General features: G+C 67.1%; 20 protein-coding genes and 6 pseudogenes. 20 read left to right on the top strand and 6 right to left on the bottom strand.

Going from position 1 to position 25,652, the window contains the following annotated elements:
• The first annotated feature begins 2 nt into the window (after nucleotides 1-2).
• Genes fmt through ribD form a run of 4 tightly spaced genes read left to right on the top strand, consistent with a single transcriptional unit; the run spans nucleotide 3 to nucleotide 4,056 of the window.
• The gene (gene fmt, locus FQ389_RS08775; RefSeq protein ID WP_144206872.1) at nucleotides 3-932 is read left to right on the top strand and encodes a methionyl-tRNA formyltransferase; all 930 of its coding nucleotides are present in this window, start codon (nucleotides 3-5) and stop codon (nucleotides 930-932) included.
• Complete coding sequence (locus FQ389_RS08770; protein ID WP_144206870.1) at nucleotides 929-2,314, top strand: RsmB/NOP family class I SAM-dependent RNA methyltransferase; 1,386 nt, start codon at nucleotides 929-931, stop codon at nucleotides 2,312-2,314. Before fmt ends, FQ389_RS08770 begins: the two co-directional genes overlap by 4 nt.
• 33 nt (nucleotides 2,315-2,347) lie before the next feature.
• Nucleotides 2,348-3,037, top strand: coding sequence for a ribulose-phosphate 3-epimerase (gene rpe / locus FQ389_RS08765; protein WP_407662815.1), 690 nt, complete (start codon nucleotides 2,348-2,350; stop codon nucleotides 3,035-3,037).
• 32 nt (nucleotides 3,038-3,069) lie between these two features.
• Nucleotides 3,070-4,056 carry a bifunctional diaminohydroxyphosphoribosylaminopyrimidine deaminase/5-amino-6-(5-phosphoribosylamino)uracil reductase RibD gene (gene ribD, locus FQ389_RS08760; protein ID WP_407662821.1) on the top strand — a complete coding sequence of 329 codons (987 nt, stop codon included), beginning with the start codon at nucleotides 3,070-3,072 and terminating at the stop codon, nucleotides 4,054-4,056.
• Here the strand turns inward: ribD and FQ389_RS08755 are convergent, their stop codons facing one another.
• Both FQ389_RS08755 and FQ389_RS08750 read right to left on the bottom strand, forming a co-directional pair.
• Complete coding sequence (locus FQ389_RS08755) at nucleotides 4,057-5,604, bottom strand: MFS transporter (RefSeq protein ID WP_144206864.1); 1,548 nt, start codon at nucleotides 5,602-5,604, stop codon at nucleotides 4,057-4,059. It abuts the gene before it with no gap.
• A gap of 5 nt (nucleotides 5,605-5,609) precedes the next feature.
• A complete protein-coding gene (locus FQ389_RS08750; RefSeq protein WP_186296328.1) occupies nucleotides 5,610-6,314 on the bottom strand; it encodes an LppX_LprAFG lipoprotein in 705 nt (234 codons plus the stop codon).
• Nucleotides 6,315-6,446: 132 nt separating this feature from the next.
• On the opposite strand from FQ389_RS08750, the gene FQ389_RS08745 reads away from it, so the two are divergent.
• The 7 genes and pseudogenes from FQ389_RS08745 to FQ389_RS08715 all read left to right on the top strand — a co-directional run bounded on the left by FQ389_RS08745 (nucleotide 6,447) and on the right by FQ389_RS08715 (nucleotide 11,087).
• Complete coding sequence (locus FQ389_RS08745) at nucleotides 6,447-7,055, top strand: riboflavin synthase (protein ID WP_144206860.1); 609 nt, start codon at nucleotides 6,447-6,449, stop codon at nucleotides 7,053-7,055.
• A 7-nt stretch (nucleotides 7,056-7,062) separates the two neighbouring features.
• Complete coding sequence (locus FQ389_RS08740) at nucleotides 7,063-7,338, top strand: hypothetical protein (protein WP_144206858.1); 276 nt, start codon at nucleotides 7,063-7,065, stop codon at nucleotides 7,336-7,338.
• Between the two features lie 167 nt (nucleotides 7,339-7,505).
• Complete coding sequence (locus tag FQ389_RS08735; RefSeq protein WP_144206856.1) at nucleotides 7,506-7,853, top strand: hypothetical protein; 348 nt, start codon at nucleotides 7,506-7,508, stop codon at nucleotides 7,851-7,853.
• Nucleotides 7,854-8,077: 224 nt separating this feature from the next.
• Nucleotides 8,078-9,355 (top strand): bifunctional 3,4-dihydroxy-2-butanone-4-phosphate synthase/GTP cyclohydrolase II, encoded by a 1,278-nt coding sequence (locus tag FQ389_RS08730; protein WP_144206854.1) that lies wholly within the window; start codon nucleotides 8,078-8,080, stop codon nucleotides 9,353-9,355.
• A gap of 76 nt (nucleotides 9,356-9,431) precedes the next feature.
• Nucleotides 9,432-9,911, top strand: coding sequence for a 6,7-dimethyl-8-ribityllumazine synthase (ribH, locus tag FQ389_RS08725; protein ID WP_144206852.1), 480 nt, complete (start codon nucleotides 9,432-9,434; stop codon nucleotides 9,909-9,911).
• Nucleotides 9,908-10,378 carry a PH domain-containing protein gene (locus FQ389_RS08720; protein WP_144206850.1) on the top strand — a complete coding sequence of 157 codons (471 nt, stop codon included), beginning with the start codon at nucleotides 9,908-9,910 and terminating at the stop codon, nucleotides 10,376-10,378. Before ribH ends, FQ389_RS08720 begins: the two co-directional genes overlap by 4 nt.
• A gap of 71 nt (nucleotides 10,379-10,449) precedes the next feature.
• A pseudogene (locus FQ389_RS08715) lies at nucleotides 10,450-11,087 on the top strand (hypothetical protein).
• A 7-nt stretch (nucleotides 11,088-11,094) separates the two neighbouring features.
• On the opposite strand, the gene FQ389_RS08710 reads toward FQ389_RS08715, so the two are convergent.
• Nucleotides 11,095-11,433, bottom strand: a complete 339-nt coding sequence (locus FQ389_RS08710; protein WP_144206848.1) for a hemophore-related protein — start codon at nucleotides 11,431-11,433, stop codon at nucleotides 11,095-11,097.
• A 183-nt stretch (nucleotides 11,434-11,616) separates the two neighbouring features.
• Here FQ389_RS08710 and uvrC point away from each other — a divergent pair, with 183 nt between their 5' ends.
• The 5 genes and pseudogenes from uvrC to FQ389_RS08685 all read left to right on the top strand — a co-directional run.
• Nucleotides 11,617-13,587, top strand: a complete 1,971-nt coding sequence (gene uvrC / locus FQ389_RS08705) for an excinuclease ABC subunit UvrC (protein WP_144206846.1) — start codon at nucleotides 11,617-11,619, stop codon at nucleotides 13,585-13,587.
• A complete protein-coding gene (rapZ, locus tag FQ389_RS08700) occupies nucleotides 13,584-14,501 on the top strand; it encodes an RNase adapter RapZ (RefSeq protein WP_144206844.1) in 918 nt (305 codons plus the stop codon). The genes uvrC and rapZ overlap by 4 nt, the downstream gene beginning before the upstream one ends.
• Nucleotides 14,498-15,572: pseudogene (locus FQ389_RS08695) on the top strand (YvcK family protein). Before rapZ ends, FQ389_RS08695 begins: the two are co-directional and overlap by 4 nt.
• On the top strand, nucleotides 15,569-16,546 hold the full coding sequence (gene whiA / locus FQ389_RS08690; RefSeq protein WP_144206842.1) for a DNA-binding protein WhiA: 978 nt from the start codon (nucleotides 15,569-15,571) through the stop codon (nucleotides 16,544-16,546). Before FQ389_RS08695 ends, whiA begins: the two are co-directional and overlap by 4 nt.
• Before the next feature lie 55 nt (nucleotides 16,547-16,601).
• Nucleotides 16,602-17,714 (top strand): annotated as a pseudogene (locus FQ389_RS08685) (wax ester/triacylglycerol synthase family O-acyltransferase); the annotation flags it as partial.
• On the opposite strand, the pseudogene FQ389_RS08680 reads toward FQ389_RS08685, so the two are convergent.
• From FQ389_RS08680 to FQ389_RS08670, 3 pseudogenes are all read right to left on the bottom strand, one after another.
• Nucleotides 17,711-18,890, bottom strand: a pseudogene (locus FQ389_RS08680) (alpha/beta hydrolase); the annotation flags it as partial. The pseudogenes FQ389_RS08685 and FQ389_RS08680 sit on opposite strands and share 4 nt — an antisense overlap.
• A pseudogene (locus tag FQ389_RS08675) lies at nucleotides 18,890-20,377 on the bottom strand (AMP-binding protein). The pseudogenes FQ389_RS08675 and FQ389_RS08680, both read right to left, overlap by 1 nt.
• Before the next feature lie 93 nt (nucleotides 20,378-20,470).
• Nucleotides 20,471-21,220 (bottom strand): annotated as a pseudogene (locus FQ389_RS08670) (lysophospholipid acyltransferase family protein).
• Between the two features lie 788 nt (nucleotides 21,221-22,008).
• On the opposite strand from FQ389_RS08670, the gene FQ389_RS08665 reads away from it, so the two are divergent.
• The 4 genes from FQ389_RS08665 to tpiA all read left to right on the top strand — a co-directional run bounded on the left by FQ389_RS08665 (nucleotide 22,009) and on the right by tpiA (nucleotide 25,601).
• Nucleotides 22,009-22,338, top strand: a complete 330-nt coding sequence (locus tag FQ389_RS08665; RefSeq protein ID WP_144206840.1) for a hypothetical protein — start codon at nucleotides 22,009-22,011, stop codon at nucleotides 22,336-22,338.
• Between the two features lie 226 nt (nucleotides 22,339-22,564).
• The gene (gene gap, locus FQ389_RS08660; RefSeq protein ID WP_144206838.1) at nucleotides 22,565-23,578 is read left to right on the top strand and encodes a type I glyceraldehyde-3-phosphate dehydrogenase; all 1,014 of its coding nucleotides are present in this window, start codon (nucleotides 22,565-22,567) and stop codon (nucleotides 23,576-23,578) included.
• Nucleotides 23,579-23,580: 2 nt separating this feature from the next.
• Nucleotides 23,581-24,819 carry a phosphoglycerate kinase gene (locus tag FQ389_RS08655; protein WP_144206835.1) on the top strand — a complete coding sequence of 413 codons (1,239 nt, stop codon included), beginning with the start codon at nucleotides 23,581-23,583 and terminating at the stop codon, nucleotides 24,817-24,819.
• Nucleotides 24,816-25,601: a triose-phosphate isomerase gene (gene tpiA, locus FQ389_RS08650; RefSeq protein WP_144206833.1), complete on the top strand. Its 786-nt coding sequence runs from the start codon at nucleotides 24,816-24,818 to the stop codon at nucleotides 25,599-25,601. Before FQ389_RS08655 ends, tpiA begins: the two co-directional genes overlap by 4 nt.
• Nucleotides 25,602-25,652: the final 51 nt, after the last annotated feature.

The following is a 25,652-nucleotide window of genomic DNA, read 5'->3' as shown; positions in this document are numbered from 1 at the left end:
CCGTGCGTCTTGTCTTCGCCGGAAGCCCCGAACCGTCGCTGCCCTCGTTGCGCCGCCTCATCGATTCGCCTCGCCACGAGGTCGTCGCCGTGCTGACCCGGCCCGATGCCGCCGGGCGCCGCGGTACGCCGCAGCCGTCGCCGGTGGCCCGCGAGGCGCTCGACCGCGGCATCCCGTTGCTGCGGCCCTCGCGGCCGAAGTCGCCGGAGTTCATCGCCGAACTGGCCGAGTTCGCGCCCGACTGTTGCCCGGTGGTGGCCTACGGCGCGCTGCTACGCGAGGGGCTGCTGGCGGTGCCGCCGCGCGGGTGGGTCAACCTGCATTTCTCGCTGTTGCCGGCTTGGCGCGGCGCGGCGCCCGTCCAGGCCGCCATCGGCGCGGGCGACTCGATCACCGGAGCGACGACCTTTCAGATCGAATCCAGTCTCGACTCCGGACCGGTCTACGGCGTCGTCACCGAAACGATCCAGGCCACCGACACCGCGGGAGATCTGCTTGAGCGACTTGCCGTTTCGGGCGCGGCCTTGCTGTCGGCCACGCTGGACGGCATCGAGGACGGCACCCTGACGCCGCAGCCGCAACCATCCGACGGGGTCAGCATCGCGCCGAAGATCACCGTCGAGAAGGCGCGGGTGTGCTGGGACCTGCCGGCCGCGGTGGTGGAGCGCCGCATCCGCGCCGTCACGCCCAACCCCGGCGCCTGGACGATGATCGGCGACCTGCGAGTCAAGGTGTGGCCGGTGCATGTCGATTTGGATGCCCCAGAGGTGTTGCCGCCCGGCGCTATTCAAGTAGATCGCAAATGCGTGCGGATTGGGACTGGGTCGGAACCGGTGCGGCTGAACATGATTCAGCCGTCCGGCAAGAAACTCATGAACGCCGTCGACTGGGCGCGCGGGGCGCGTCTCGACGCGGGGACGCGGGCATCATGAGATCGGCCCCCAAACAGCGCCGGCCCGCCCGGCCGAGACGGCACAAACCGCTGGATCCGGCCCGGGCCGCCACTTTTCAGGTGCTGCGCGCCGTCAGCGAGCGCGACGCCTACGCGAACCTGGCTCTGCCCGCGCTGCTGCGTGACCGCGGCATCACCGGACGCGACGCGGCGTTCGCCACCGAGCTGACCTACGGCACCTGCCGTACCCGCGGGCTGCTCGACGCGGTGATCGCCGAGGCCGCCGGACGCCCGCCGGAGACGATCAATCCGGTACTGCTCGATCTGCTGCGGATGGGCAGCTACCAACTTTTGCGCACCCGCGTCGACGCGCACGCCGCGGTTTCCACCACGGTGGAACAGGCTGGTATAGAATTCGATTCGGCGCGAGCAGGTTTCGTCAATGGTGTGTTGCGCACCATCGCAGGGCGGGACGAGAAATCCTGGCTGGACGAGCTGGCTCCCGACCCGGCCCGCGACCCGATCGGGCACGCCGCGTTCGTACGTGCCCACCCGCGCTGGATCGCCCAGGCCTTCGCCGACGCGCTTGGCGCGGACGCCGGCGACCTCGACGCCGTGCTCGCCAGAGATGATGAGCGCCCACAGGTGCACCTGGCGGCCCGCCCGGGCGTGCTCAGCACGGCGAAGCTGGCCGATGCGGTCGGTGGCACGGTGGGCCGTTACTCGCCGTACGCGGTGTACCTGCCGGGTGGTGATCCCGGACAACTGGCACCCGTGCGCGACGGGCAGGCCCTGGTGCAGGACGAAGGCAGTCAGTTGGTGGCCCGCGCGCTCACCCTGGCGCCGGTCGATGGGGATACCGGACGGTGGCTCGATTTGTGCGCCGGGCCGGGCGGCAAGACCGCGCTGCTGGCCGCGCTGGGCGCCGAGCGCGGCGCCCGGGTCACGGCCGTGGAGCCATCGCCGGCGCGGGCGGAGCTGGTCGCCGAGAACACCCGGGGGCTCGACGTCGAGGTGCGGCGGGTCGATGGGCGCGAGAGCGGCCTCGAGCCGGGTTTCGACCGGGCGCTCGTCGATGTGCCCTGCACCGGGCTGGGGGCGTTGCGCCGGCGGCCCGAGGCGCGCTGGCGCCGACAGCGCTCCGACGTGCCGGCCCTGGCCAAGCTGCAGCGCGAGCTGCTGGGCGCCGCGATCGCGCTGACCCGCCCCGGCGGTGTGGTGCTGTACTCGACCTGCTCGCCGCACCTGGCGGAGACGCTCGGGGTGGTAGCTGACGCGCTGCGGCGGCATCCGGTGTCCGCCTTGGATACTCGTCCGTTGTTCGAGCCCGCGGAGTCGGGCGACGGACCGTATGTGCAATTGTGGCCGCACCGGCACGGCACCGACGCCATGTTCGGGGCGGCGCTGCGCCGCCTGGCGTGAGGGCAAGCGCCGGCCCTCGATAGGCTGGCGGATATGGCTGGCAGCACTGAAGGACCCCTGGTAGCGCCGTCGATCCTGGCCGCGGACTTCGCCCGGCTCGCCGACGAGGCGGCCGCGGTGCATGGCGCCGACTGGCTGCACGTTGACGTGATGGACGGCCATTTCGTGCCTAACCTCACGATCGGCCTGCCGGTGGTGGAGGCCCTGCTGGCCACCACGCGCATCCCGATGGACTGCCATCTGATGATCGACAACCCCGACCGCTGGGCACCGTCCTATGCCGAGGCGGGCGCCTATAACGTCACCTTCCACGCCGAGGCCACCGACAACCCGGTCGGGGTGGCCCGCGACACTCGCGCGGCCGGCGCCAAAGCCGGCATCAGCGTCAAGCCGGGAACCCCGCTGGAGCCTTACCTGGAAATCCTGCCGCAGTTCGACACCCTGCTGATCATGTCGGTCGAGCCCGGCTTCGGCGGCCAGAGCTTCATCCCCGAGGTGCTCAGCAAGGTCCGCACCGCGCGCAAGCTGATCGACGCGGAGGAGCTGACGATCCTGGTCGAGATCGACGGCGGCGTCAACGCGGACACCATCGCACAGGCCGCCGAGGCCGGCGTCGACTGCTTCGTCGCAGGTTCCGCGGTCTACGGCGCAGACGACCCCGCGGCGGCGGTGGAGGCGCTGCGGCGCCAGGCGCTCGCCGCGTCGCCGCACCTACGGCAGTGAGCGGCCATCAGGTCGAAAGTCTCGACGCCGCAATGCGTGTGGCGATCGAACAGTCGAACCTGGTCAAGGGTCGCACCCATCCGAACCCGCCCGTCGGGGCGGTGATCCTGGACGCCGACGCCCAGGTGGTCGGCGTGGGCGGCACCGAGCCGGCCGGCGGCAACCACGCCGAGGTGCTGGCGCTGCGCCGCGCGGGCAGCCTGGCGGCCGGGGGCACGGCGGTCCTCACCCTGGAGCCGTGTAACCACTACGGCAAGACGCCGCCGTGCGTGGACGCGCTGCTTGCCGCGGGTGTCGGGAAGGTCGTCTACGCCGTCGCCGACCCGAACGAGATCGCGGCCGGCGGCGCGGCCCGGCTGTCCGCGGCGGGGGTGAACGTGCAGTCCGGCGTGCTCGCCGACGACGTCGCCCGCGGGCCGTTGCGCGAATGGTTGCACAAACAACGCACCGGCTCGCCGCACGTCACCTGGAAGTACGCCAGCAGCCTCGACGGCCGCAGCGCGGCCGTCGACGGCACCAGCCAGTGGATCTCCAGCGAGGCCTCTCGGCTGGACCTGCATCGCCGCCGCGCCGCCGCCGACGCGATCATCGTCGGGACCGGCACTGTGCTGACCGACGATCCCGTGCTGACCGCCCGGCAGCCGGACGGATCACTGGCCGGCAAGCAGCCGTTGCGCGTGGTGGTCGGCACCCGTGAAATACCGCCCGAGGCAAAGGTTCTCAACGACGACTCGCGCACCATGGTGATCCGCACCCATGACCCGCTGGAGGTGCTCAAGGCGCTGTCAGACCGCACCGACATCCTGCTGGAAGGTGGTCCCACGCTGGCCGGTGCCTTCCTGCGGGAAGGGGTCATCGACCGGATCCTGACCTACGTCGCGCCGATCCTGTTGGGTGGCCCGGTCACCGTCATCGACGTCGGGGTGCCCACCATCACGCGTGCGTTGCGGTGGCGTTTCGACGGGGCCGACCGGATCGGTCCGGATCTGCTGCTGAGCCTGGTGCCGCAGATCGGCTAGCTAGTGCTTGCCCAGCGCAACAGTCTCCTGCGCGGGCAGTGCGGGCTCCTCGGCGTGGTGTTTGCGGCTGCCGAGCAGCAGACCCAGCAGCGCACCCACCACGCAGATGACGACCGTGGCCGCGAAGATGTCGCCGTACATCATGGCGAACGCCTTGATGTACAGCGTGGCCTGAGCGGCGACCCGTTCGAACAGGGTCGCATCCGGCGAGATCTTCGCCGACAGCCTCGCGATGATCTGGTTGAAGCGGTACAACCCCCAGGCACTCAGCGCCGCAACACCGATCAGCATGCCCGTCATCCGGGCCACCACCACCGCCGCGGACGCGATGCCGTGTTGGGCCGAGGGAACCACCCGCAGAGCGGCCGAGGTCAACGGCCCGATCACCAGGCCGATTCCCAGACCGGCCACCAGCAGGTCGGTGTGCACCAGCGGCAGGCTGACACCGAAGACGTCGTGGTGCTGGCTCATCACGTCTTGGCGCCAGTAGTGGATCAGCCAGTACCCGTACGCGGCGATCAGCAGCCCGATGAATGTCATTGCGCGGTCGCCGATCCGGGTCGCGATGCACCCGCCCAACACCGCCCCGACCGGCAGCGCGATCAAGAACCACAACAGCAAACCGGCGGCCGCCGTCTGGTCCATCTGCAGCACGCCCTGGCCGAACAGTTCAACGTTGACCAGCGTCACCATCAGCGCCGCGCCCGCGCACACCGAGGCGCCCAGGGCGGACAGGAACGGCCGGAAGTGCACGCCTGTCGGATTGATGAGCCGGGTGCGGGAAAAGCGCTCCCACAAGATGAACAGCACGCCGACGACGACGGCGCCGATCACCAGCGGTAGCCCGTAGCTGGGCAGGATGGTCTTGCCGTCCGGCTGTGGGTTATACAACCCGATGACCGCCAGGCCCAGCGCAATGGCCAGCAGCACCCCGCCGACCACGTCGACCCTCTCGGGATCGTCGACCTGCTGATGCGACGGCAAGCTGAACTGGATCGCCACCATCGCGATCAAGGTCAGCGGCACGTTGATCCAGAACACGTACTGCCACTCGTGGAACACCCAGACGATGAAGATTCCGTACAGCGGGCCCAGCACGCTGCCGAGCTCCTGGGCGGCACCGATGCCGCCCAGCACGCTGGCGCGGTTGCGCTGCGCCCACAGGTCGGCGCCCAGGGCCAGCGTCACCGGCAGCAGCGCGCCGCTGGCGGTGCCCTGCACCGTGCGTCCGGCGATCAACAGGTGGAAGTCACCCCGGTGCCCGGCCAGCGCGGTTATCACCGAGCCGATGATGAACAGCGCCAGGCTGACCTGCAGTACCAGCTTGCGGCCGAAGCGGTCCGAAGCCCGGCCCAGCAGCGGCATCGCGGCGATGTACCCGAGCAGGTACATCGTGATGATCCAGGTGATGCGCTGTAGCTGGTTGATCGGGATGTGAACGTCGCTCATGATGTCGCGCATGATCGTCACGACGACATAGGCATCCAGCGCGCCTAGCAGCACGGCCAAGCTGCCGGCGCTGATCGCGATTCCGGGTCCTGCCCGCATGCTGATCAGCTCACCGGAGGCTTGGTGACGGTGACCGGCTTACCCCAATCCGAGAGCGTAACCTGGAGCGAATTGCTCTGGCTTTTCTGCAGGTTGGCCTGGACCAGCTCGTGGTCGCCGGTCTCCTGAATCCACACCGTGGCGGGCATCGGCTGGGTCGCGCTCAGCGACGGGATGATCTTGTTCACCGCGTCCGGTGCGACGTTGCCGCTGATCTTGATCGTGGTTTGGCCGTTGATCGTCTCGCGGCCTTCGGCCTTGGCGTTGGTGAAGTTCGCCAGCACATTACCCAGGCCGTCCGCCGGGCTCAGCAGCACGGAGACGTCATAGACGTCGGAGGCCTTACCTAAGTCGCTCCACTTGTTCGGGGTCAGCGTGGCGTACAGCACCGAGTCGTAGACGACGAAGTTGGCGTCGATGTCGGAGCCGGCCATCGACAGCTGCGCGTTGCCCGAGGCCGCGGTGCTCGGGGTGGTGGTCAGGTCGCCGGTCAGTTTCTTGATCGGCAGCCCGGGGATCTTGCCTTCGGTCGACAGCACCAGGTGCACGCTCTTGACGGTCTTGGTGGTGTCGGCGGATTTCTTGACGAGAGCGGTGGCGTCGGGCAACAGCCCGCCGCTGTTCTTCGAACCCGACGAACAACCCGCGATCAGGACGGTGGCGAGGGTCAGGGAAGCAAGGACGGCCGTGAGACGGCGGCGTGTCTGCATACCGTGCATCGTAGAGGGTCTCAATTGACGGGCCTCCGGAACGCGGGGCCTCAACGGCCGTACGCCGCGGTCGCGTCTTCGGGCGGTCGTGGCCGCTCACCAGGCAAAGCGGGGGCGAATTAGCCTGGTGGAATGTTCACCGGAATTGTCGAGGAACTCGGAGAGGTAACCGGCCGAGATGTCCTCACCGATGCAGCACGCCTGACCATCCGCGGACCCGTCGTCACTGCCGACGCCGGCCATGGCGATTCGATCGCCGTCAACGGTGTATGCCTGACGGTCGCCGAGCTATTCGCCGACGGGCAGTTCACCGCCGACGTGATGGCCGAGACCCTCGACCGCTCCAACCTCGGTGGCCTGGACGTCGGAAAGCGGGTAAACCTGGAGCGCGCTGCGGCGGTCAACAGCCAGCTCGGCGGCCACATCGTGCAGGGGCATGTGGACGGGACCGGTCGGGTGGTGTCCCGCACGCCGTCGCAGCACTGGGAAGTGGTGCGCATCGAGATCCCGTCGTCGATCGCTCGCTATGTCGTGGAGAAAGGGTCGATCACCGTCGACGGGATTTCCCTGACGGTCTCCGACCTCGGCGCCGAACCCCGGGACTGGTTCGAGGTTTCGTTGATCCCGACCACCCGGGAACTGACCACGCTGGGGCACGCACCGGTCGGCACTCAGGTGAACCTCGAAGTCGACGTGATCGCCAAGTACGTCGAACGGCTGCTGGCCGCCAGAGACCAGTGAGCGTCCGATGAACGTCGTGGCGCTGCTCGCGGCCGGTGTCCTACTCGGGATGGCAGCGCTGGCGGGCGGTGGTGTCGCCGCCGCCGACGCAACCGAGGAAAAGGAAGCGTGCCAGCTGATGGACGATCCGGCGGGCCGCGACGCACGCTACCAACCTGCCGAATACGCGTTCATGGTGTTGCGCGGCAGGATGTCGGCCGGGGACGCCCGCAACGTCATCTCGCTTGCGGCGCAGGACTTCTGCCCGAATCACATCATCGATCTGCCGGCCAGCTGGCGCTGAGGCCGAGGCAAAAGATTACAGTTTCATAACGATAGTCACAATCGCACTACACCATGGCGACACGCCTGTTCTAAATCCCCGCGCAGCCCTTCGCAGGTACATTCTCAAATGACAGAGGCCGGCCGCACCATTTCAGCGAATGAGCAGCAGAAATGTACGTTGAAAGGTTGGCCGAGGCTGTCTACGAAGACCTCGCATTCGAAGCGGTGGCGACACTTGCCGGCCGGAAGGCCGAAGCGGAATCACGGGCCGTGTGGAGCAAAGAAGGCAACGACACCACGCTGACGATCGTCGAACACTGCGTGCGCGACCACACCAGCTACGAGTTGGTCGGCAACGACGGCCGCGACGTGTCGCTGGGGCGGTACTCCACGTACCCCTCCGTCACCGCCGCCGTCAGCCGGTGGACGCACTACATCGAGGCGGGTGGTTCGGTCGGCCGCTGGCTGGCCCACTACACGGTCGACTGCGCCGGCGTGCAAGTCATCCAAATGCTGGTTCGCCGCACCGTCTGACCACTTTCCGACACCTCGGTTGGCCTCAGACAGCTGTCTGCGCCACACGATCGCCCGCCCGAACAGGACCAGGACAACGGGCGCTGCATGAACGCCGCGCGACTTGCAACGTCGTCATCGATATGGTGCCGAAAGCCGCGAATAACAGGGTGCTCGGCGTGGTTCATACTTGATGCAATACGCGGGCTTCGCGTGTTGGTCGGTACGACAGCAAGGCAGCGCAGATGACGAGGTTGGACTCCGTCGAAAGGGCGGTTGCCGACATTGCGGCCGGAAAAGCCGTCGTCGTTATCGACGATGAGGAACGCGAGAACGAGGGCGATCTGATCTTCGCCGCCGAGAAGGCGACGCCGGAGATGGTGGCCTTCATGGTGCACTACACCTCGGGCTACCTCTGCGTTCCCCTCGACGGCGCCATCTGCGACCGGCTGGGCCTGCTGCCCATGTATGTGCTCAACCAGGACAAGCACGGGACCGCCTACACCGTCACCGTGGACGCGCGGCTCGGCGTGGGCACCGGCATCTCGGCATCCGATCGCGCCACCACGATGCGGCTGCTGGCCGACCCGGCCAGCAGCGCCACCGACTTCACCCGTCCCGGTCACGTCGTTCCGCTGCGCGCCAAGGACGGTGGTGTGCTGCGGCGGCCCGGCCACACCGAAGCCGCCGTCGACCTGGCCCGGATGGCCGGCCTGCAGCCGGCCGGCGCGATCTGCGAGATCGTCAGCCAGAAGGACGAAGGGGCGATGGCCCAGACCGATGAGCTGAGGGTATTCGCCGACGAGCACGACCTGGCGCTGATCACCATCGCCGACATCATAGAATGGCGCCGCAAGCACGAAAAGCACATCGAGCGCATCGCCGAAGCGCGCATCCCGACCCGGCACGGCGAGTTTTGGGCCATCGGCTACGCGAGCATTTACGAAGACGTCGAACACGTCGCGTTGGTCCGCGGCGACATCGCCGGGCCCAACGGCGAGGGGGACGACGTGCTGGTGCGCGTGCACTCCGAATGTCTGACCGGAGACGTGTTCGGCTCACGGCGATGCGATTGCGGACCGCAACTCGACGCGGCGATGGCGATGGTGGCCCGCGAGGGGCGTGGCGTGGTGCTCTACATGCGCGGTCACGAGGGTCGCGGCATCGGCTTGATGCACAAGCTGCAGGCCTACCAGCTGCAAGATGCCGGCGCGGACACCGTGGACGCCAACCTCAAGCTCGGATTACCGGCTGACGCAAGAGATTACGGAATCGGCGCTCAAATCCTCGTGGACCTGGGTGTGCGCTCGATGCGGCTGCTGACCAACAATCCGGCCAAGCGGGTGGGGCTGGACGGGTACGGGCTGCACATCATCGAACGCGTCTCCCTGCCGGTGCGGGCCAACGCGGAGAACATCCGCTACCTGATGACCAAACGGGACAGGATGGGGCACGACCTGGCCGGCCTGGACGACTTTTACGAATTCGTCCATTTTCCGGGCGAATTCGGTGGCGCTTTGTGAGTCGACTCGGAGAAGTGACGCAAATGAGTCGCGTTGGCGACGATGCAGAACGAAGTGATGAGGAGAAGCGACGCATATGAGTGGAGCCGGCGAACCTGACCTGGGCGAGCTCGACGCGTCCGGCCTGCGGCTCGGCATCGTTGCCAGCACCTGGCATAGCACGATCTGTGACGCACTGCTGGCCGGCGCCCAGCGGGTGGTGGCACGGTCGGGGATCGACAACCCCACCGTGGTGCGGGTGCACGGCGCGATCGAGATTCCGGTCGTGGCCCAGGAGTTGGCCCGCAATTACGACGCCGTCATCGCCCTGGGCGTTGTGATCCGCGGCGGCACACCGCATTTCGAATACGTGTGTGACGCGGTGACGCAGGGTCTGACCCGAGTGTCCCTGGACGCGTCGACGCCGGTCGCCAATGGGGTGCTGACAACCAACAACGAGGAGCAGGCACTGGACCGGGCGGGGCTGCCCAACTCCGCGGAGGACAAGGGCGCGCAGGCCGCCGGCGCCGCGCTGACCGCCGCGCTGGCCTTGCGTGACCTGCGCGCTCGGTCGTGACCAGGCCTGCCGACGGTGCCAACTGGGATGCCGAGCTGCGCCCGCATTGGACGCCGTTATTCGCTTACGGGGCAGCATTTCTGATAGCCGCGGCGCACATTGCCGTCGGCGTGGTGCTCAAGGTCAGCTCCAGCGGTGTGGTCTTCCAGACCGCTGACCAGGTGGCGATCGCCGTCCTCGGTCTGGTGATCGCCGGGGCGGTGCTGTTGTTCGCCCGCCCGCGGCTGCACGTCGGGCAACCCGGTGTATCGGTGCGAAACCTGTTGGGGGACAGGTTGATCCCGTGGTCGGAGGTCGTCGGCGTTTCGTTTCCCGCCGGGAGCCGCTGGGCGCACATCGACCTGCCCAACGACGAATACATTCCGGTGATGGCGATACAGGCCGTCGACAAGGACCGGGCCGTCGCGGCGATGGACACCGTCCGATCGCTGTTTGCCCGCTATCGTCCCGACCTCGGCGCGCGCTGAGCCACGAGCGGCGACTTTGTCGTAGAATCGCTCGATGACACGGCATTTGCGGGGGATCGCCGCATTCGGTCTTGGTCGCAGCGGCGTTGTGTGCGTGCACGACATCGGTCAGCGGTCGGGCGATCCGGGCACCCCGGAGCGTCCGGAGTGCTACGGTCGGCCGCACCCGCCTTCGCGCCGATTCCGTGCGCGGGATTTGCTGCTTCAGGGCGGGGCCAGCACCCCACTCGGCCCGGCCACGACGATGCCGGTGGGCGCCACGTACTTCACCAGTGTCACGCCAACCGAATGCAACGCGGCACTGCTGTTCAAGGGTTCGCCGCGCTCCGCCGATCACGCCGAATCGTCATATCAGGTCGACGGCCAAGCCCTGTACGCCGAATCCATCGACAACTACGACAAGAAGCTCAATCCGCACGACGTGGTGCGAAAGAGTTTTGGCGCTGTGTCGAAATGCCACGATGATGCCGTCGGCCACAGCCCGCAGGGCGACTTTCGGCCGATGCCGATGCACCTCAGCCTGTTCACCATCACCTCCGACAGGGTGCTGGTGTGGACGATGACCCGTTCCGACTGGACCTGCGACTACGGGCTGGTCGCGCTCGCGCGAACCGTCTTGCTGGCGTCGGCGTACGACGCCGAAAGCGGGTTTCCGATGGCCGACTGGGCATCGAAGCGCCCCGCCCAACTCGACAGCCGAACTACCTGAGACTCGCTCAGTAGTTCTTGCAGCTGATCATCATCTGCCGGAATATCGGGAAGGCCTGGTCGGCGCCCGGGTTGTTCCGAATCGCCTTCAGCAGATTCAGCCGCTCATCGGGCGTCGACGCCATGAACGTCCGCAGGAACTGCAGGTTGGGCGGCGACTGGTCGAGGTACTGCGCGGCCATCGGATTTTCGGCGTGTACGGCGCGCATCGCCTGGTCGTAGGTGCAGGTGGTGTTCACCATCGGACCGACATCGGGGATCGCCGACACAACCCCGGCCCCAACACTCAACGACAACGCCAAACAACCAATCCCCACGGCCAGCCCGGCCAACGGTCGTTTGCTCATGTGAAAGCTCCCTCCAGCTGTTGCACCCACTCTAGCGCCACAGCTAACACGGGGCTTAGATCAACTGAAGTCGCCCAAACGCCCAAACACTGTGCCTCGGGCGCGTCCGGTATTGCGCCGGCCGATTTGCGCCACGCGATCCCGGTTCGCCGGCCCCCGTTTTCCGGCTACTAGCCTGGATACGTGCCAGATCCCGTCACGTATCGCCCCGCTCCCGGATCCATTCCGGTCGAGCCCGGCGTCTACCGATTCCGGGACATGCACGGCCGGGTGATCTACGTCGGTAAGGCCAAAAGCCTGCGTAGCCGGCTCACGTCCTACTTCGCCGATATCGCGAATCTGCATCCCCGCACCCGGCAGATGGTGACCACCGCGGCCAAGGTCGAGTGGACGGTGGTCAACACCGAAGTGGAGGCCTTGCAGCTGGAGTACAACTGGATCAAAGAGTTCGATCCGCGTTTCAACGTCCGTTACCGCGACGATAAGTCCTACCCTGTGCTGGCCGTCACCCTCAACGAGGAATTTCCCCGGCTGATGGTCTACAGGGGCCCGCGCCGCAAGGGTGTGCGGTACTTCGGTCCCTACTCGCACGCGTGGGCGATCCGGGAGACGTTGGATCTGCTCACCCGGGTGTTCTCCGCTCGCACCTGCTCGCACGGAGTGTTCAAGCGGCACAAGCAGATCGACCGACCGTGTCTGCTCGGCTACATCGACAAGTGTTCGGCGCCGTGCATCGGTCGGGTCAGCCCCGAGCAACATCGGCAGATCGTCGACGATTTCTGTGACTTCCTGTCCGGCAAGACCGATCGCTTCGCCCGGGAGCTGGAGCAGCAGATGCACGCGGCATCCGATCAGCTCGACTTCGAACGGGCCGCGCGGCTTCGCGACGACATCGGCGCGCTGAGGCGGGCGATGGAGAAACAGGCGGTGGTGTTCGGTGACGGCACCGACGCCGACGTGGTGGCCTTTGCCGACGACGAGCTCGAAGCCGCGGTGCAGGTGTTCCACGTCCGCGGTGGCCGGGTTCGCGGTCAGCGCGGCTGGATCGTCGAAAAGTCGGCCGACCCACGCGATTCGGGCGAAGAGCAGTTGGTCGAACAATTCTTGACCCAGTTCTACGGTGATCAGGCCGAGCTGGGTGGTGCCGCCGACGAGGCCGTCAACCCGGTTCCCCGCCAGGTGCTGCTGCCGTGCCTGCCGTCCAACGTCGACGAGTTGGCCAGTTGGCTCACAGGGTTGCGCGGATCCCGGGTCGTGCTGCGGGTGCCGCGTCGCGGTGACAAACGAGCGCTCGCCGAAACGGTGCAGCGCAACGCGAAAGAGGCGCTGCAGCAACACAAGCTGAAGCGCGCCGGCGACTTCAACGCCAGATCCGCTGCGTTGCAGAATATTCAGGATGCGTTTGGGTTGGCCGACGCGCCGTTGCGGATCGAGTGTGTGGACATCAGCCATGTGCAGGGCACCGACGTCGTGGGGTCGTTGGTGGTGTTCGAGGACGGTCTGCCGCGCAAGTCGGACTACCGTCACTTCGAGATCCGGGAAGCCGCCGGGCAGGGCCGCTCGGACGACGTCGCCTCCATCGCCGAGGTGACCCGGCGCCGCTTCGCGCGTCACCTCAGCGAGCAGAACGACCCCAATATGCTTTCTCCGGAAGGCAAGTCGCGCCGGTTCGCCTACCCGCCAAACCTGTACGTCGTCGACGGCGGCTCCCCGCAAGTCAACGCGGCCAGTGCGGTGCTCGACGAGCTGGGGATCACCGACGTCGCGGTCATAGGCCTGGCCAAGCGGCTGGAAGAGGTGTGGGTGCCCGCCGAGCCGGATCCGATCATCCTGCCGCGCAACAGCGAGGGGCTCTACCTGCTGCAGCGCGTGCGTGACGAGGCACACCGGTTCGCGATCACCTACCATCGCAGCAAGCGATCGAAGCGAATGACCGCCTCGGCGCTGGATTCGGTGCCAGGATTAGGAGAATACCGCCGCAAGGCGCTGGTCACCCACTTCGGATCGATAGCCCGCCTCAAGGAGGCCACCGTCGACCAGATCACCGCCGTTTCGGGTATCGGCGTGGCAACGGCCACGGCTGTCCTAGAGGTGCTCCGACCCCCACCGGCCGAGCAGCCCGGACAAGCCGAACAGTCCGGAGCCGGCGCATGACGAGCCGGGTCGGGGACAGTGACCAGCAGCAGGGCCCGGTGGCGGGCATCGACGTCGTCCTGGTCACCGGGTTGTCCGGGGCCGGGCGCGGTACGGCGGCCAAGGTGCTCGAGGATCTCGGCTGGTACGTCGCCGACAACCTGCCGCCCCAACTCATCACCCGGATGGTCGATTTCGGGCTGGCCGCCGGGTCACGGATCACCCAGCTCGCGGTGGTCATGGACGTCCGGTCCCGCGGCTTCACCGGCGACCTCGACGAGGTGCGCAACGAACTGGCCACCCGCAACATCAACCCGCGCGTGGTGTTCATGGAGGCGTCCGACGACATGCTGGTCCGCCGCTACGAACAGAACCGGCGCAGCCACCCACTGCAGGGCCAGCAGACGCTGGCCGAGGGCATCGCCGCCGAACGCCGGATGCTGGCGCCGGTGCGCGCCACCGCCGACCTGATCATCGATACCTCCACCCTGTCGGTGCGGGGCCTGCGGGAGAGCATCGAGCGGGCGTTCGGCGGCGACACCGATCTGTCGACCAGCGTCACGGTCGAATCGTTCGGCTTCAAGTACGGGCTGCCGATGGATGCCGACATGGTGATGGACGTGCGCTTCCTGCCGAACCCGCACTGGGTCGACGAGTTGCGCCCGCTGACCGGGCAGCACCCGGCGGTGGCCGATTATGTGGTGGGCCAACCGGGGGCGGCGGATTTCCTCGACGCCTACGATCGGTTGCTGGCCCTTGTTGTCGAGGGTTATCGCAGGGAGGGCAAGCGCTACATGACGGTCGCGATCGGCTGTACCGGCGGCAAGCACCGCAGCGTGGCGATCGCGGAGGCGTTGATGCGGCGGCTGCGGGCCCACCAGACTGGAGCCCAACTGTCGGTGCGGGTGCTGCACCGGGATCTGGGCCGCGAATGAGCCCACCACATAGCGAGGGCATCGTCGCGCTCGGCGGCGGACACGGCTTGTACGCGACGCTGTCTGCCGCTCGCCGGCTGACCCCCTACGTCACCGCGGTGGTGACCGTCGCCGATGACGGCGGCTCGTCGGGCCGGCTGCGCAGCGAGCTGGATGTCGTGCCACCCGGCGATCTGCGAATGGCCTTGGCAGCGTTGGCATCTGACAGTCCGTACGGGCAGTTGTGGGCGACCATCCTGCAGCACCGATTCGGCGGCAGCGGGGCGCTGGCCGGGCATCCGATCGGCAACTTGTTGCTGGCGGGCCTATCCGAGGTGCTGGGCGACCCAGTCGCCGCCCTCGACGAACTGGGCCGCATCCTCGGGGTCAAGGGCCGGGTGCTGCCGATGTGCCCGATAGCGCTGCAGATCGAGGCCGACGTTTCCGGGCTGGAGGCCGATCCACGGATCTTCCGATCGATCCGCGGTCAGGTCGCCATCGCGACGACGCCGGGAAAGGTGCGCCGGGTGCGGCTGCTGCCGCCGGATCCGCCGGCGACCCGGCAGGCCGTCGACGCGATCATGGCCGCGGACCTGGTGGTGCTGGGCCCCGGTTCCTGGTTCACCAGCGTGATCCCGCATGTGCTGGTCCCGGAGCTGGCGGCCGCGCTGCAGGTCACCCCGGCCCGCCGGGCGCTGGTGCTTAACCTGGTGGCCGAGCCGGGGGAGACGGCGGGCTTCTCGGTGGAGCGGCACCTGCACGTGCTGGCCCAGCACGCGCCCGGTTTCACCGTGCACGACATCATCATCGACGCCGATCGCGTTCCCAGCGAACGAGAGCGCGAGCAGTTGCGCCGCACCGCGACCCTGCTCAGGGCCGAGGTCCACTTCGTCGACGTGGTCCGACCTGGTACACCTTTACATGACCCGGGCAAGCTCGCGGCGGCCCTGGACGGGTTTCGCACAGGCCGTGCGGGCCCGGCAGCGCCTTCGGCGAAGGCCACCGCAGAGATTCGGGTCGACGGTGAACCTCACCGACGGCGTGAACGGACCGGCCAGCAGCGGACCAAGGGGTGACGACGCGTGGCGATGACGACCGAAGTCAAGGACGAGCTGAGCCGCTTGGTAGTGAAGTCGGTCAGTGCCCGCCGAGCGGAGGTCACCTCCCTGCTGCGGTTCGCCGGCGGCCTGCACATCGTGGGCGGCCGGGTGGTCGTCGAGGCCGAAGTGGACCTGGGCAACATCGCCCGCCGGCTGCGCAAGGACATCTTCGATCTGTACGGCTACAACGCCGTCGTGCATGTGTTGTCGGCGAGCGGGATTCGTAAGAGCACCCGCTATGTGCTGCGGGTGGCCAACGACGGCGAGGCGCTGGCCCGGCAGACCGGATTGCTGGACATGCGCGGGCGCCCGGTGCGCGGCCTGCCGGCCCAGGTCGTCGGGGGCAGTATCGCCGACACCGAAGCCGCCTGGCGGGGTGCCTTTCTGGCGCACGGGTCGCTGACCGAGCCGGGCCGTTCCTCGGCCCTGGAGGTGAGTTGCCCCGGACCCGAGGCCGCCCTGGCGTTGGTCGGCGCGGCCCGCCGGCTCGGGGTCAGCGCCAAGGCCCGCGAGGTGCGCGGCGCCGACCGGGTGGTGGTTCGCGACGGCGAGGCGATCGGCGCTCTGCTGATTCGGATGGGTGCCCAGGACACCCGGCTGATCTGGGAGGAGCGCCGGATGCGGCGCGAGGTGCGGGCGACCGCCAACCGGCTCGCCAACTTCGACGACGCCAATCTGCGCCGCTCGGCTCGGGCCGCGGTCGCTGCGGCCGCCCGGGTGGAGCGGGCGTTGGAAATCCTGGGCGACAGCGTCCCCGACCATCTGGCGTCGGCCGGCAAGCTTCGGGTGGAACACCGTCAGGCTTCGCTCGAGGAGCTGGGCCGGCTGGCCGACCCGCCGATGACGAAAGATGCTGTGGCGGGCCGTATCCGGCGATTGCTGTCGATGGCCGACCGGAAGGCAAAGGTCGACGGCATTCCGGACACCGAGTCCGTGGTAACGCCGGATTTGCTCGAAGACGCCTGAGGAGATTGTCGGCAATCCCTCGACGCGGTTTGCTGGCGGGGTCTACGGTCTTCGCATGAAGCAGCTTTCGAGTGTCGATGCGGCGTTTTGGTCTGCCGAGACTGCGGGTTGGCACATGCACGTGGGCGCGCTGGCGATCTGCGACACCACCGATGCACCCGAGTTCAGCTTGCGTGGCTTCGCCAACTGCGGCTGCCCCGAGCTGCCGCAGCTGCGCTGGCGGGGTCACCGGATCACCACTCGGTCTGGACCGGCCCTGGTTCGTCGAGGACGAAGACCTCGACGTCGACTTCCATATCCGCCGCATCGGGGTTCTCACCCCAGGCTGCCGGCGCGAGGTAGACGAACTCGTCGGCCGGTTGATGCCCTACAAGCCGGACCGTTCCCGGCCGCTCTGGGAGCTCTGGGTGATCGAGGGGGTCACGTCGCGACGCTGACCAAAATGCATCACGCCATCGTCGACGGTGTGTCGGGTGCCGGCCTGGGTGAGATCCTGTGCTGGACGTCACCCCCGAACCCCGGCCGGCGTAGCACGAGACGGTCGGCTCCCTGGTGGGCTTTAAGCTCCCCCGCCTGGAGCGCCGGGCAATCGGGGCGCTGATCAACGTCGGGGCCATGACGCCGTTCCGCATTGCGCGGCTGGTGGAGCAGACGGTTCAACGCGCCCGTCTCGCCGCATCGCCAGATGATCACCGGCACCCGGGTGGAATTGGCGCGCGCCAAGGACGTCAAGGACGCGATAGGCGTCAAGCTCAACGACGTGGTGCTGGCGCCGGTGGCCGGCGTGGCGCGGGAGTATCTGCAAAAGCGGGGCGAATTGCTCACCAAGCCGCTGATCGCGCAGATCCCGGTGTCCACTCGGACCGGCGACTCGCAGTCCGACGTCGGCAACCAGATCGGCTCGATGACGCGTCGCTCGTGACCGACATCGCGGACCCCGCCGAGCGGTTGCGCGCGATCTTCGAAAGTACGGAGAGCGCAAAGGAAATGGCCAAGGCGCTGTCCACCCATCAGATCATGGGCCTGACCGAGACCACGCCGTCCGGGCTGTTGCAGCTGGCGGCTCGGGCCTACACGGCCACCGGGCTGTCCCGGAACCTGGCCCCGATCAATCCTGGTGGTGTCGAACGTTCTCGGTCCGACGATGCCGGTATACATGGCGGGCGCCACCGCTTCGGCCGACCAATGTGCCCGCGGGGAACTGAAGATGTCGAAAGCGTGCTGGGCGCTGGGCAATTCGGCATAAGAGACCGGCGACTTGGACACCGCCCGCAGTTCTTCGACGAACTCGCGGGCCTCACCGACCGGGATGAGCGAGTCGTCGTGGCCGTGCAGAACGGCGGCGCGTCGGTCCGCACCCGCCGGAACGGCGACGCGTCGACGTGGATGTCGCGGTTGGTGGCGAATTTCCGCTTGAAAACGAACTTTTCGAGCAGTTCGATGAACTCGCGGCAGCCTTCACCCTCGGTGGAGAACCAGCCGTGCCGGCCGTACACTGGGGACGGACGCGACGCCCGAGGTGTCGGCGTCTTCGAAGCCCGGCTGAAAGGCGGGATCGTTGGGCGTCAGCGCGGCCAGCGTGGACAGGTGCCCGCCCGCTGATCCGCCGGTGATGGCGACAAAGTCGGGATCCCCGCCGTAGTGCGCGATGTTCTCCTTGACCCAGGCCAGCGCCCGTTTGACGTCGACGATGTGATCGGGCCAGGTGTGCATCGGGGACACCCGGTAGCCGATGGACACGCAGATCCAGCCGCGGGCAGCGAGATGGCTCATCAGCGGTGTAGGCCTGCGGCCGGCGCATCCCGATCACCCACGCGCCCCCGGGAACTTGCACCAGCACCGGCGCCTTGACGTCGCGGGGCAGGTCCCGGCGACGTCAGATATCGGCGCGATTCGCCCGGCCGTGCGGCCCTTAGGTGACAACGTTGGTCTTCGTGACGTAGCGTCGGCGGGCCATGGTGTTGATCAGCGGCAGGTTACGCCGACCGCGGCGCTGCGGCGTGGTGGTCGGCAGGTCGGTCAGCGCCTCGGTGTAGTCGGGTCCCAGTTGTTCACGCAGCCCGGCCTCCAGCACCGGTCCCGGAGTGGTGACGCCGCGATAGCGGATCACCGCGAGGATCGCCCATGACGCGGCGGTCAGTATCAGCGCGGCGTTGCCGCGGCGCCCGGCGAAGTCGCCGCGCCGGGCGCGGCGAAGCGCGTCGAGCAGCGAGGCGGTGAAGTACATGCCGGGCACTTCCGAGGTCGGCCAGCCGAACGCGAACACCAGCACGGTGCTGTAGCCCTTGCGCACCAGCGGAAGTAAGCCGTTGGCGGCGTTGAGGAGTTCGACGGCCGCGCGCATCAGCTGCTCACCCGTGCTTGCAGTTCGGCCCGCAGGATTTTGCCGGTGCTGCCGCGGGGAGTTCGTCGATCACCGAAATCTAGCGTGGCACTTTGTAGTTGGCCAGATTATCGCGGAAGTGCTGCTTGAGTGTTTCGACAGTGGCGGCTTCATCGAGTCGAGCGCCGGGCGCGAACACCACGAACGCCGTCAGCCGCTAGCCGTACTGCTCGTCGTCCACGCCGATCACCACGGCCTCGGCCACCTCAGGGTGGGCCGCGAGCGTTTCTCCACTTCGATCGGATAGATGTTCTCGCCGCCGGAGACGATCATCTCGTCGTCATGGCCGACGGCGAATAGTCGTGCGTTCTCGTCGAGGTACCCGACGTCGCCCGAGGACATGAACCCGGCGTGAAAATCCTTGGTGACACCCGAGGTGTACCCGTCGAATTGGGTGTCGTTGCGGACGTAGATGGTGCCGACCTCGCCGGTCGGGACCTCGTCGAATTCCTGGTCCAGAATTCTGATCTCGGTTCCGCCGGCCGGCTTGCCGGCGGTGTCGGGCGCGGCGCGTAGGTCGGCGGGTGTGGCGGTGGCGATCATGCCCGCCTCGGTTGAGTTGTAGTTGTTGTAGATCACGTCGCTTAATTGGTCCATGAACGCGGTGACGACGTCGGGGCACATCCGCGATCCCGAGGCCGCGACGAGGCGCAGGGAGCGGCAGCTGTAGCGGTTGCGGACGTCCGCGGGTAACTCCATGATCCGGTCGAATCGAGGCGGCGAAGATCAGCTGTGAGAAGCTCCACGCGTGGAACATGGGTCCACGCGTGGAACATGGGCGCCACGATCACGATCGTCTCCTCGGCGCGCCACGGGGTGCGGTCCAGAATCGCCTTGTGGGTGCCGATGTCGGCGCCGCCGGACTGCTTGGCGCCCTTGGGTCTTCCGGTGGTGCCGGATGTCAGCAGGATCATCTTGCCGGTGCGGCCGGTCCGCCGGGGCCGCTCGCCGGCGTGGCCGGCGATGAACTTTTCGACGGTCAGGTCGTGCCGGCCATTGGTCTAGGCTACGATGCGGGTGGCGCCCGGCCGGTCGGCCAACGCGCGGTCCAACCGTCGCGGTGAACTCCTCGTCATAGATGGCGGCGTCGACGCCTTCGCGGTTGACCACGTCTGCCATCGCCGGCCCGGCGAAGGACGTTTTCAGCAGCACCACGTGGAGCCGATCCGGTTGGCGGCGACCAGCGTCTCGACGAACCCCCGGTGGTTGCGGCACATGATCCCGATGACCTTCGGCTGACCCGAGGACAGGCCCTGCAGCGCAGTGGCCAACGTGTTGATCCGTTCGTCGAGTTCTCGCTAGGTCAGCGTGCCCAGCTCGTCGATCAGGGCGGGACGGTCCGGGCAGCGCTGCGCGGTGCCGGCGAAACCCACGGTCATGCCCATGCCTTCGCGGCGCATCGCGGTGGCCATCTTCAGATAGCGGTCGGGCCGCATCGGCGCGATCATCCCGGCCCGGCGCAGCGTCGCCACCACGCCGGTAGCGCAACGAACCCGTTCGTATATACGTTCATATATATATTCATATATAGAGGCCATCGATTAGCCCCAGATCGGGAATCGGCGCTTGGCGGCCAGCGCGGTCAGGGCCTCTTGCATCCGAGCGCACGTACTCGTCGACCTCATCGATGTCCGGGTTGGCACCGAACCGCTCAGTGAGATGGATCGGCTCGAGCACCTGCGTGACGATCTTGGTAGGTAACGGCAGGTTGGGCGGGATCGGGCGCTGAACCCGAAGGGGAAGCCGAACGAGAGCGGCAGAATGGCGCTGCGCAGCAGGCGCTTGATGCCCAGTCGTTCGGCCAGCCATGCCTGCGGGTCAGATAGAGCTGGGGTTTCCTGCCCCCTGATGGACACCCCCGGAACGATCGGCACCCCCGGCTTCGATCGCCGTGCTCACATATCCCTTGCGGCCGTTGAAGTCTATCACGTTCTCGGCGAGCGTGGGGTGGTAGGCGTCGCGTAGTCACCGCTTGGAAACACCACGACACGCCGCCGGACCGCAACGCCTTGGCCGCGTTGTCCCCCGGGTCGCGCGGATGTAGCCGGTCCGGCGGAACAGCCTACCCGTCACGCCGAGGAACAAGATGTCGTGGCTGAGTGTGTAGACCGGCGCTGGTAGCCGAACCTTTCGTAGAAGTCGACGAAGTCGACGCTGAAGATCGGGACGTCCATCGGGAACATGCCGCCGGAGTGATTGCCGACCACCAGCGCGCCGCCGGATGGGAAGGCTTCCAGCCCGTGCACCTCGGAGCGGAAGTACCTCTTCAGGATGGGGCGCAGCACACCCATCAGTCGCTGGGTCAGCGCCGGGTCGAACTGGCCGCCCTCGGGATCGTCACCCTCGGTATCGCTCACCGGCGCCCCCTTGTGGCTGTGTCTTGCAGCTGGCGGGTCCCTAGATGGTAGCTAGGGCCTCCCAGTCCGAAGTCATCAGGCAACATCGCCGCCTCCGCCGCGCCGGGGCGCACCCGCGACCGGGGCCGGCGACCGTAGCGAAGCCCGCGCAGTCTCACCCCGCCGACAGCGCCCGGCCGAAAACCGTTACACCGCACGGCGAATCTGACACGTCTTCACCGATGTTCCTGGCCAGAATTTTGTAGAAAATGGTTAACCGAGTTGCACATTCGGATATCCGACGACATCTCAGGTTCTAACCTCGTTAGCGTGCAACGGAATTGCTGCGCGCTGCCGTGCGTGCCGCAGCCGTAAAATATTCGTGGCGCGACATCCGGACACCTCGGTATCGATAGATAAAAACTCTCAGCGGCTGACCTGAGAATAACGTAGCGGAGATGGTGCCAAAGTGTATGCAGTGTGAGAATATGCGACATACGCAACTCGCCGAAGCGTATGGCGTTGGCCACTTTAGGGGAGTTATCGTTACTCCGCTTACTCCAGAACCGTCGGCCGAGAGAGACTCAATGGACTTCGCTAGTTTGTCCGACGAACGGGATACACGTCCGGTTGCAACGCACATGCCGAGTGGTGCCCGGGACCGCCGCGGGTTTCCGCCGCCGAGCTCCGTGGTCCGTCCCCCCATGGGGCACGTTCGTCCGACGGGACCCGCGCCCGCACGGTTGACCGCGAACCGGCCGCCCAGTGCACTGGATCGTCCCGCCGCGGACACCGCGGATCAACGGCAGGCCGACTACTTTCTCCGGCTACTCATCCAGAACCGTCTGCTGATCAAACAACGGATCGACGGCTACTACAAGGCGATCGCTCTAGCCGAGGCCAAGAATGACGAGAAGACGGCATCCATCTTCCGTCACACGGCCCGGATCGAAGAGCAGGAACGCGAAACCCTCGACACCCTGATCGAGAACCTGCACCGGCGATTCCCCATCCGGCTGGCCCTGGACGCCGCCCCGGCGGCTCCGCGGGGACCGCGGGTACTTGCTCGCTAGAGCCGCGTCACTCGTCGCGTCAACACCCGTTCGCGTCGGGCCGGTGCCGTTGTCGTTACCGGCACTCGCCGTACCGTCGCTGCCCCGCACCGGTGAACTGGGCAGTGTACGGACATGTCGTCCGCAAAGGTCCGGGACTTCTACCGGCCCCACTGCCGTTGTCAGCGCTGTTCTAGGCTGAGGGCCAAAGGTTTTACCAGGAGAAGCGAAGGCGAGGGAGACACAAGTGACGGTCCGAGTAGGCATAAACGGCTTCGGTCGAATCGGACGGAACTTCTACCGTGCGTTGCTGGCTCAGCAGGAGCAGGGTGGTGCCGAGGTGATCGCGGTCAACGACATCACAGACAACAGCACGCTGGCACACCTGCTGAAATTCGACTCCATCCTGGGCCGGCTGCCCCACGATGTGAGCCTCGAGGGCGAGGACACCATCGTCGTGGGCCCGGCCAAGATCAAGGCGCTCGCGGTTCGCGAGGGTCCGGCTGCGCTGCCGTGGGGCGACCTGGGCGTCGACGTCGTCGTCGAGTCCACCGGCATTTTCACCAACGCCGCCAAGGCCAAGGGCCACCTGGACGCCGGCGCCAAGAAGGTGGTGATCTCGGCGCCCGCGACCGACGAGGACATCACCATCGTGCTCGGCGTCAACGACGAGAAGTACGACGGCAGCCAGAACATCATTTCCAACGCCTCGTGCACGACGAACTGCCTCGGGCCGCTGGCGAAGGTCCTCAACGACGAGTTCGGCATCGTCAAGGGTCTGATGACCACCATCCACGCCTACACCCAGGACCAGAACCTGCAGGACGGCCCGCATAAGGACCTGCGCCGCGCCCGGGCCGCCGCGCTGAACATCGTGCCCACCTCCACCGGCGCGGCCAAGGCCATCGGCCTGGTGCTGCCGGAACTGAAGGGCAAGCTCGACGGGTACGCGCTGCGGGTGCCGATCCCCACCGGTTCGGTCACCGATCTCACCGCCGAACTGTCCAAATCTGCCAGCTCCGAGGACATCAACGCGGCGTTCAAGGCCGCCGCCGAGGGCCGGCTCAAAGGCATTCTGAAGTACTATGACGCGCCGATAGTCTCCAGTGACATCGTCACCGACCCGCACAGCTCGATTTTCGACTCCGACTTGACCAAGGTGATCGACAACCAGGCCAAGGTGGTCTCCTGGTACGACAACGAGTGGGGTTACTCCAACCGCCTCGTTGACCTGGTCGCGTTGGTTGGCAAGTCTCTCTAATCGTGGGCGTTCCGAACCTCGAAGACCTTCTGTCCGAAGGTGTTTCGGGTCGACCGGTGTTGGTGCGATCCGATCTGAATGTTCCACTCGACGACGCGAGCGCGATCACGGACCCAGGCCGGATTACGGCGTCGGTTCCGACGCTTCGGGCGCTGCTGGACGGCGGCGCCAAGGTGGTGGTGACCGCGCACCTGGGTCGCCCCAAGAACGGGCCCGACCCGAAGCTGTCGTTGGCGCCGGTCGCCGCGGCTCTGGGGGAGCAGTTGGGCCGGCACGTGCAGCTGGCCGGTGATGTCGTTGGGACCGATGCGCTGGCCCGCGCCGAGGGGCTGACCGACGGCGACATCCTGCTGCTGGAGAACATCCGGTTCGACCCGCGCGAGACCAGCAAGAACGACGGCGAGCGGCTGGCACTGACCCGCCAGCTCGCCGAATTGGTTTCGCCAGGAGGAGCTTTCGTCTCCGACGGGTTCGGGGTGGTGCACCGCAAGCAGGCCTCGGTGTACGACATCGCCACGCTGCTGCCGCACTACGCGGGCACGCTGGTGGCCGACGAGATCCGGGTGCTCGAGCAGTTGACCAGCTCGACCGCCCGGCCCTACGCGGTGGTCCTCGGCGGCTCGAAGGTGTCCGACAAACTCGGCGTCATCGAGTCACTGGCCACCAAGGCCGACAGTATCGTCATCGGCGGCGGCATGTGCTTCACTTTCCTTGCCGCACAAGGATTTTCGGTCGGAAAATCACTGTTGGAAGAGGAAATGGTGGACACCTGCCGCCGGCTGCTGGACACCTACGTCGACGTGCTGCGGCTGCCGATGGACATCGTGGTCGGGGAGAAGTTCGCCGCCGATTCGGTGCCGCAGACCGTGGCCGCCGTCTCCATACCGGACGACACGATGGGCCTGGACATCGGGCCGGAGTCGGTGAAATGGTTCGCCCTGTTGCTGTCCAACGCCGAGACGGTGTTCTGGAACGGTCCGATGGGCGTCTTCGAATTCCCGGCCTTCGCGGCAGGCACTAGGGGGGTCGCGGAGGCGATCGTCGCGGCGACCGGCAAGGGCGCGTTCAGTGTCGTGGGCGGTGGTGATTCCGCTGCCGCCGTCCGCGCGCTGGGCATCCCTGAGGATGACTTCTCGCACATCTCCACCGGCGGTGGTGTGTCGCTGGAATACCTGGAGGGCAAGACACTACCCGGCATCGAGGTGCTGAACCGGCCTCAGCCAAGTGGGGGAGCCGCATGAGCCGCAAGCCACTGATCGCCGGCAACTGGAAGATGAACCTCAACCATTTCGAGGCCATCGCGCTGGTGCAGAAGACCGCCTTCGCGTTACCGGACAAGTACTACGACAAGGTCGATGTCACGGTGCTGCCGCCGTTCACCGACCTGCGCAGCGTCCAGACGCTGGTCGACGGCGACAAATTGCGGCTGACCTACGGCGCCCAGGACTTGTCGCCGCACGATTGGGGCGCGTACACTGGCGACATCAGCGGCGCCTTCCTGGCCAAGCTGGGTTGCAGCTTCGTCGTCGTCGGCCACTCGGAGCGGCGTACCTACCATCACGAGGACGACGCCCTGGTGGCCGCCAAGGCGGCCACAGCACTGAAGTACGAGCTGACGCCGATCGTGTGTGTCGGCGAACACCTCGACATTCGCGAGGCCGGCCAGCACGTCAGCCACTGCGAGCGGCAGGTGCGTGAGTCGCTGGCCGGGTTGTCGGCCGAGCAGATCGCCAAGACCGTCATCGCCTATGAGCCTGTGTGGGCCATCGGGACCGGGCGGGTGGCCAGCGCAGCCGACGTGCAAGAGGTGTGCAAGGCCATCCGCGGCCAGCTGGCCGAGCTGGCGTCGCGGCAGGTCGCCGACACCGTGCGGGTGCTCTACGGCGGTTCGGTCAACGCCAAGAACGTCGGCGAGATCGTCGCGCAGGACGACGTCGACGGCGGTCTGGTCGGGGGAGCGTCGCTGGACGGCGAGCAATTCGCGACCCTGGCCGCCATCGCCGCGGGCGGCCCCTTGCCGTAACCGCCGCGTGCGTCGGTTTCGGCGCCGGCAACCGCATTAGGTAGGGTGGGT

It is taken from the genome of Mycobacterium tilburgii, from assembly GCF_902168065.1.
GTDB classification, from domain to species: domain Bacteria; phylum Actinomycetota; class Actinomycetes; order Mycobacteriales; family Mycobacteriaceae; genus Mycobacterium; species Mycobacterium tilburgii.
This window is presented reverse-complemented; position numbering and strand designations above follow the sequence as displayed.

Coding starts and splice junctions, on each gene's coding strand:
- FQ389_RS08770 (WP_144206870.1), top strand. CDS start 929: ATGAGATCGGCCCCCAAACAGCGCCGGCCCGCCCGGCCGAGACGGCAC.
- rpe (WP_407662815.1), top strand. CDS start 2,348: ATGGCTGGCAGCACTGAAGGACCCCTGGTAGCGCCGTCGATCCTGGCC.
- tpiA (WP_144206833.1), top strand. CDS start 24,816: ATGAGCCGCAAGCCACTGATCGCCGGCAACTGGAAGATGAACCTCAAC.
- FQ389_RS08750 (WP_186296328.1), bottom strand. CDS start 6,314: ATGCAGACACGCCGCCGTCTCACGGCCGTCCTTGCTTCCCTGACCCTC.
- FQ389_RS08745 (WP_144206860.1), top strand. CDS start 6,447: ATGTTCACCGGAATTGTCGAGGAACTCGGAGAGGTAACCGGCCGAGAT.
- whiA (WP_144206842.1), top strand. CDS start 15,569: ATGACGACCGAAGTCAAGGACGAGCTGAGCCGCTTGGTAGTGAAGTCG.
- ribH (WP_144206852.1), top strand. CDS start 9,432: ATGAGTGGAGCCGGCGAACCTGACCTGGGCGAGCTCGACGCGTCCGGC.
- ribD (WP_407662821.1), top strand. CDS start 3,070: ATGCGTGTGGCGATCGAACAGTCGAACCTGGTCAAGGGTCGCACCCAT.
- rapZ (WP_144206844.1), top strand. CDS start 13,584: ATGACGAGCCGGGTCGGGGACAGTGACCAGCAGCAGGGCCCGGTGGCG.
- FQ389_RS08740 (WP_144206858.1), top strand. CDS start 7,063: ATGAACGTCGTGGCGCTGCTCGCGGCCGGTGTCCTACTCGGGATGGCA.
- FQ389_RS08710 (WP_144206848.1), bottom strand. CDS start 11,433: ATGAGCAAACGACCGTTGGCCGGGCTGGCCGTGGGGATTGGTTGTTTG.
- FQ389_RS08730 (WP_144206854.1), top strand. CDS start 8,078: ATGACGAGGTTGGACTCCGTCGAAAGGGCGGTTGCCGACATTGCGGCC.
- FQ389_RS08755 (WP_144206864.1), bottom strand. CDS start 5,604: ATGCGGGCAGGACCCGGAATCGCGATCAGCGCCGGCAGCTTGGCCGTG.